6 protein-coding genes, 1 rRNA gene, 1 pseudogene and 1 riboswitch are annotated in these 6,794 nt (G+C 44.0%); of the genes and pseudogenes, 6 read left to right on the plus strand and 2 right to left on the minus strand.

Features of this window, described 5'->3' with window-relative positions; translation table 11 throughout:
* The first annotated feature begins 3 nt into the window (after positions 1-3).
* A complete protein-coding gene (gene gbsB, locus MTN95_RS10425) occupies positions 4-1,212 on the plus strand; it encodes a choline dehydrogenase (RefSeq protein ID WP_248338068.1) in 1,209 nt (402 codons plus the stop codon).
* An 89-nt stretch (positions 1,213-1,301) separates the two neighbouring features.
* Positions 1,302-1,880: an MOSC domain-containing protein gene (locus tag MTN95_RS10430; RefSeq protein ID WP_010331619.1), complete on the plus strand. Its 579-nt coding sequence runs from the start codon at positions 1,302-1,304 to the stop codon at positions 1,878-1,880.
* Positions 1,881-1,885: 5 nt separating this feature from the next.
* Here the strand turns inward: MTN95_RS10430 and MTN95_RS10435 are convergent, their stop codons facing one another.
* Positions 1,886-2,374 (minus strand): DinB family protein, encoded by a 489-nt coding sequence (locus MTN95_RS10435; protein ID WP_227598645.1) that lies wholly within the window; start codon positions 2,372-2,374, stop codon positions 1,886-1,888.
* A gap of 167 nt (positions 2,375-2,541) precedes the next feature.
* Between MTN95_RS10435 and MTN95_RS10440 the strand changes: the two genes are divergently transcribed.
* From MTN95_RS10440 to MTN95_RS10450, 3 genes and pseudogenes are all read left to right on the plus strand, one after another.
* Complete coding sequence (locus MTN95_RS10440) at positions 2,542-3,066, plus strand: NfeD family membrane protein (RefSeq protein ID WP_105955440.1); 525 nt, start codon at positions 2,542-2,544, stop codon at positions 3,064-3,066.
* A gap of 18 nt (positions 3,067-3,084) precedes the next feature.
* The gene (gene floT / locus MTN95_RS10445; RefSeq protein ID WP_105955439.1) at positions 3,085-4,614 is read left to right on the plus strand and encodes a flotillin lipid rafts scaffold protein FloT; all 1,530 of its coding nucleotides are present in this window, start codon (positions 3,085-3,087) and stop codon (positions 4,612-4,614) included.
* Between the two features lie 26 nt (positions 4,615-4,640).
* Positions 4,641-5,155, plus strand: a pseudogene (locus tag MTN95_RS10450) (N-acetyltransferase family protein).
* Between the two features lie 40 nt (positions 5,156-5,195).
* Here MTN95_RS10450 and thiT read toward each other — a convergent pair.
* Entirely contained in the window at positions 5,196-5,774 is a 579-nt protein-coding gene (gene thiT / locus MTN95_RS10455) for an energy-coupled thiamine transporter ThiT (protein ID WP_202853316.1), read from the minus strand.
* Between the two features lie 99 nt (positions 5,775-5,873).
* Positions 5,874-5,975: riboswitch (TPP riboswitch) on the minus strand.
* A 472-nt stretch (positions 5,976-6,447) separates the two neighbouring features.
* Between thiT and MTN95_RS10460 the strand changes: the two genes are divergently transcribed.
* Positions 6,448-6,794: ribosomal RNA gene (locus MTN95_RS10460) — 16S ribosomal RNA — on the plus strand; the annotation flags it as partial.

Below are 6,794 nucleotides of genomic sequence, written 5' to 3' on the forward strand. Positions count from 1 at the left end.
ATTATGACATTAAATATGAAAGTAGAAAGCATGCACAAATTTCACACATTTGAAATTCCGACTGTGATTAAGCACGGAATTGGCGCCATCAACCATGTAGGAAAAGAAGTAGCTGGACTGAGTGTTTCAAAAGCATTGCTTGTTACAGACCCTGGAATTTATAAAGCCGGCGTCGCAGATCCTGTCATCGAGTCATTAAAAGGGGCAGGCATTGAAGTGGTGCTCTTTAATAAAGTTGAGCCAAACCCTCCTGTACGGCTTGTAAATGAAGGTTCTGAGCTTTACAAAAAAGAGAACTGCAACGGCTTGGTGGCAGTCGGAGGCGGAAGCTCCATGGATACAGCGAAGGCCATCGGGGTAGAAGCAACTCACGAGGGAAGCGTACTTGATTATGAAGCAGCCGAAGGAAAGAAACCGCTGGAGAACCGCATTCCTCCGCTTACGACAATTCCGACAACGGCTGGAACAGGCTCAGAGGTGACGCAATGGGCGGTTATTACAGATGAAGAAAGAGAATTCAAATTTAACACAGGCGGTCCGTTGATTGCTGCGCATTTGACTGTGATTGACCCAGAGCTTCACGTCTCAATGCCGCCGCACGTAACAGCAATGACGGGAATTGATGCTCTCGCTCACGCCATTGAGTGCTACACAATGAAATTTGCGCAGCCGATTACAGACGCAGTGGCGTTGATGGCGATTGAATATGCCGCTCACTACATTAAGAGAGCATTTGCTGACGGAGAAGATCTCGAAGCCAGATACGGAATGGCACAGGCTGCTATGCTTGCCGGTCTTTCTTACGGCAGTGAATCAGCGGGTGCTGCTCACGCCATGAGCCAAACACTCGGCGGTATCATCCCTGTCGCTCACGGCCAATGTGTAGCGGCAATGATGGGCCCTGTTATGGAATACAACTGGAAGGGCTATCCGGAGAAATTTGCCCGTATCGCAAAAGCGTTCGGCATTGATACAAGCAATATGACAACAGAAGAAGCTGCAAAAGCATCTGTCAACTGGATGTACGATCTTGTGAAAGAGTTAGAAGTACCGACTTTAGAAGAACAAGGGGTATCGCCGGACATGATCGAGCGCTTGTCAAAAGAAGCAATGAAAGATCCGCAAACCTTCGGAAATCCTAGAGATTTAAATGAGAAAGCATATAACTGGATCTACAAGCGCTGTTTTAATCTTACGCCAAAAACGGTATAATGCGATGATCCCGCTCCTTTACAGAGCGGGATTTTTTTGGATAATTGAACATAAGTGACAATCCTAGAGATGAAGGACGGTGCAAGCTTATGTGGAAACGCATGACCGCAAAAACGGAAGGCTTATATGTTGCAGATACAGAAAGCTTTGTAACAAAACAAATGGACAAGCTCGATTTTGATTATGGCGGCATTCCCGGCGACTTACATTTCGGCCTGACAAAAAAAGCTGGGGCCCGAGAGCCAATGTTTTCAAGGGGAACAGAAATTTTTAACCGCAGACAAATTTCAATTGTTTCAACAGAAGAATGTGACGAAATTGCTTTGAAAATGGGAGTCCCGAGTATTTTTCCCGAATGGCTCGGTGCAAATGTTGCAATTAGCGGTATACCTGATTTCACAACATTAAAAGAAGGAAGCCGGCTTATATTTCCGAGCGGCGCCGCTTTACTGTGTGAGGGAGAAAATGATCCGTGCATCCAGCCGGGTGAAGTCATCCAGTCTTATTATCCGGACAAGCCAAAGCTTGCACCGGCTTTTGTCCGCCATGCGTTGGGGATAAGGGGCATTGTATGTATTGTCGAGAGACCCGGTGCCGTGTATGCAGGTGACGAAATAATCGTTCATTCATACCAGCGGAACATCAAACAAAAAGCAGAAAGAGTCTGAATAAATCAGACTCTTTCTATTTTCTCTTTAATTTCTTTGATCTGGCTGAGGTGGCGTTTTTCATGATGGCCGATAAATTCGATCCATTGTCTAATGGTCAGCTCTTGAAACAAGGGATGCGGCAATACTCTCTCAAAATCTTCTTCTTTAAGAGAGGCAATAACAGCTGTCAGCTGCTCCCTTACAACATCAAGCTCCCGTTTCATTTGGCTGCCTGAAATAAAATCATGATCCGGTTCAAGATGGGCCGGCGCTTTCCGTTTATTGCTTCTATCCTGTGCGGCCGTAAGCGGTTTTTCCTCAATCTCCTTAACAGGCGCTTCCTTTACTCGTTCTTTCAGCATGTTTTGGGCGGTCATATCAATTTTCTTCAAATGATCAAGAACTTCCCGTATACTCCATTCATCAGAAGAAGGCTTCTGATTCAGCCTTTCATCGGAAAGTCCCTTTACTTCATTCCATGTTTCTAATCTGGCTTCATTAAAGATACTCATCATATCTCCTCCTGAAAAAACATTACCATATATAAGAGCATTTATCATTTATAAAGTGCTTCGTGGGGAGTATTTATCGAAAAATTTTGAAACCTTTTCCTCTGTATCTCGTATAAAAGGTAACGACGGCCGTCGGTTAAAGTAGCAGCTTAGAAAGGATGAGAAAATTGGAGTTATACGGTATTCCTGTCCAAACGATTTACCTTTACACCCTTATCATAGCCGGAAGCCTCACGCTGCTATTTTTATTTTTCGGAGATGTGTTTGAAGGGCTGTCCGAAGCTATTCCGTTTTTACACCCGACATTGGTGCTCTCATTTTTCACATTTTTCTCCGCATCTGGATATATAGGTGAAACAGTTTTCCCCCTCTCCAGCCTGATTATTGCTCTATTATCCTGTCTTCTTTCAGTGCTGCTGGTGATATTGCTCCATTTATTTGTGCTTGTCCCTTTATCATCGGCAGAAGAATCATTGACTTATCGGGAAGATGATCTTAGAGGAAGACTCGGAAAAGTCATAACCGCTGTTCCGGTTGATGGATTTGGAGAAGTACTGATTGAAGGGATGGGCGGTACGATTTCAAAATCAGCGATCAGCTTTGAAAATGAACAGATCAGTTACGGAACAGTCGTCTTAGTTGTGGATGTCAAAAACGGAGTTCTTTCAGTCACTCCGCATGAATCTTTATAAAACAAGGAGGAATGTCATATGACAATGCCGATTATCATCGTCATCGCAGTTGTATTCTTTTTACTCATCGCACTTATAGCGGTATTTATTACAAAATATCGTACGGCAGGGCCTGATGAAGCGTTAATTGTTACAGGAAGCTATCTTGGAAATAAAAATGTTCACGTTGATGAGGGAGGCAACCGCCTGAAGATTGTTCGCGGAGGAGGAACCTTTGTTCTTCCGGTTTTTCAGCAGGCTGAGCCGCTAAGTCTGTTATCAAGCAAACTCGATGTATCGACACCTGAAGTGTATACCGAGCAAGGTGTGCCTGTAATGGCAGACGGAACTGCAATTATTAAAATTGGCGGCTCTATTGGAGAAATCGCCACAGCAGCCGAACAATTTTTAGGAAAGTCAAAAGAAGACCGTGAGCAGGAGGCCCGTGAGGTACTGGAAGGCCACCTCCGCTCCATTCTCGGGTCTATGACAGTAGAAGAAATTTATAAAAACCGCGAAAAATTCTCTCAAGAAGTGCAGCGTGTCGCTTCACAGGATCTCGCGAAGATGGGTCTTGTGATTGTCTCCTTTACCATTAAAGATGTCCGTGATAAAAACGGCTATCTTGAATCACTAGGTAAACCGAGAATTGCGCAGGTAAAGCGTGATGCTGACATTGCAACCGCAGAGGCCGATAAAGAAACAAGAATTAAGAGGGCGGAAGCCGATAAAGAAGCGAAAAAATCGGAGCTTGAACGAGCGACGGAAATTGCCGAAGCTGAAAAAATCAATCAGCTTAAAATGGCTGAATACCGGCGAGATCAAGATACAGCAAAAGCCAACGCTGACCAGGCATACGATTTGGAAACAGCCAAAGCACGCCAGCAGGTGACTGAGCAGGAAATGCAGGTCAAGATTATAGAACGCCAAAAACAAATTGAATTAGAAGAAAAAGAAATTCTCCGCCGTGAACGCCAGTATGATTCTGAAGTGAAGAAAAAAGCCGATGCAGACCGCTATTCAGTTGAGCAATCTGCCGCTGCTGAAAAAGCCAAACAGCTCGCCCAAGCCGATGCCAAGAAATACAGCATAGAAGCGATGGCGAAGGCTGAAGCTGAAAGGGTCAGAATTGACGGTCTTGCAAAAGCAGAAGCTGAAAAAGCAAAAGGTGAGACAGAGGCTGAGGTTATTCGCTTAAAAGGTCTTGCGGAAGCGGAAGCGAAAGAAAAAATTGCCGCTGCCTTTGAGCAGTACGGTCAGGCTGCAATTTTCGATATGATTGTCAAAATGCTTCCGGAATACGCGAAACAGGTATCAGCACCGCTTTCAAATATTGATAAGATCACCGTTGTTGATACAGGAGGAAACGGTGATTCAAGCGGCGCCAACAAAGTCACAAGCTATGCGACAAATTTAATGTCCAGTCTGCAAGAAAGCTTAAAAGCGTCTTCGGGAATCGACGTAAAAGAAATGATTGAGAACTTTTCAGGAAAAGGCAACATCAAACAGAGCATCAACGAACTGACACATGAATTAAAAGAAACAAAACCTGTTCAAAAATCTGAATAACCATTGCGGAAAGGATTAGAGAATGAATGGTGACTATAAGAGAAGCACGACTAGATGATATAAAGGTCATCGCAAAAGTGCATGTTGACAGCTGGGTGACAACATACAGCGGCATTATCTCCGCTGAATACTTAAGTGGTTTGAACTACAAGGATTTTGAAGCCAAATGGAAAAGCCGTTCATTAAAGGGGGTCTTTGTAGCAGAAGATGAAGAAGGTTCAGTATTCGGCTTTGCATCTTTTGTTCAGAGCAGAGCGGCTATGACGGAGAGTTGTATGCCATTTACCTTTTAGAAGAAAAACAGCGGCAAGGTGCAGGCAGAGCGCTTTTGACAAAGGGAACAGATTTTTTGCTTGGTCATGGCTTTACGAGCATGTTTGTTTGGGTCGTAGAGGAGAATCCTTCGATTAAATTTTATCAGTCGTTTTCACCTGAAAGAGCAGCCGAGGATAGTTTTGAAATCGCAGGAGAAAGCATGAAAGAAATAGGATTCGGCTGGCCGGATCTTGCTTCATTAAAAAATCTGCTTAACGGAAGATAAAAAACAACCCCCAGCGGAATGGCCGCTGGGGGTTGTTAGATTAAGCTTTTTCAGTTTTCAGCAAGCGCGGAGCTGTCATGAACAATAAACAAAGGACAATCGCACAGATGATGAATGACGGAACCATATAAGTAGCATTATAAGTTAACGAGTAAATCCATACCGGTGTTCCTTTTGGTGCAAAGCTGCCGAAAAATACAGCCCCTGAAATCACGTGTGCAGCATAACGCAGAAAACTGCCGATAAAAACTGCGCAAATAATTGATACGATCAATTTCCCTTTTGCTCTTGATAAGGCGGATTTGCGGACAGCGGAAGCGAAAAAGCCGCTTATGCCAACAACGGCGAACGCTGCAATGTAATCAAGCAACAGCTGAACAGGGTGCTGAAGAAATAGATTTCCGATCGCAATTTGAACGAGACCTGTCAATAGACCGGTGGTAAGCCCCGCTTTAACTCCCCAGCGAAAAGAAATCAAAAAAATCGGAATCATCATGATGGATACCGACCCTCCTTGAGGCATACGGAGGAACATTCCGGAAACGATGTCTAAAATGACAGCAGCAGCAGTCATGATTGCAATTTCAATAAGACGTACCAGTTGTCTTGATTGAGCCATAAAAATCCCCTTCCATCGATAGACAATCCAAAAGGACACAAAAAAGCAGCACGCGGAAGGATGAGGAAAGTTCCACGCACTGCTTTACAATCTGCAATTCATTTGACTTTGCCACATCCCTACGCCAGCGTTAACTAACAGGTTCAAAGGGTCAGAACGAAACCGCTCACTCTCAGCTTTTATGCTCCCCTTGTGGTCATCGGATATTTAGTTCGTTTCTACTATACAAGAAAAAGGTTAAAACAACAAGATGACATTGCCTGTAGTAAATGTTCTTTAATAGATAAATGTTTTATAAAGCATTACAAGTTAAATAGAATAAAGAAAGATTACAGTTTTATTGTTTTATAGATTTTTTTAAAAAACTATTGCAATAAATAATTATAGGTGTTATATTATTAAACGTCGCTGATGAACAGCAGACAAAACAAGAAGCTTCAAATAACTTTTAAAAAAGTTGTTGACAATCAAGAAGCTGAGTGTTATATTAGTAAAGCTGCTTCATTAGGAGCGGTGATGATCTTTGAAAACTAAACAAGACAAAACGTACCTGTTAATTCAAGTTTTATTATAAATCGCACAGCGATGTGCGTAGTCAGTCAAACTGAGGTCTGCACGATGCAGATCACGCAGATGTTACCACAGGATGTGGTGAACTTAATCTGCGATCCATTTATCGGAGAGTTTGATCCTGGCTCAGGACGAACGCTGGCGGCGTGCCTAATACATGCAAGTCGAGCGGACAGATGGGAGCTTGCTCCCTGATGTTAGCGGCGGACGGGTGAGTAACACGTGGGTAACCTGCCTGTAAGACTGGGATAACTCCGGGAAACCGGGGCTAATACCGGATGCTTGTTTGAACCGCATGGTTCAAACATAAAAGGTGGCTTCGGCTACCACTTACAGATGGACCCGCGGCGCATTAGCTAGTTGGTGAGGTAATGGCTCACCAAGGCAACGATGCGTAGCCGACCTGAGAGGGTGATCGGCCACACTGGGACTGAGACACGGCCCAGACTC

This window comes from Bacillus sp. 2CMS4F (assembly GCF_023161785.1).
In the GTDB taxonomy this organism is placed as follows: domain Bacteria; phylum Bacillota; class Bacilli; order Bacillales; family Bacillaceae; genus Bacillus; species Bacillus halotolerans.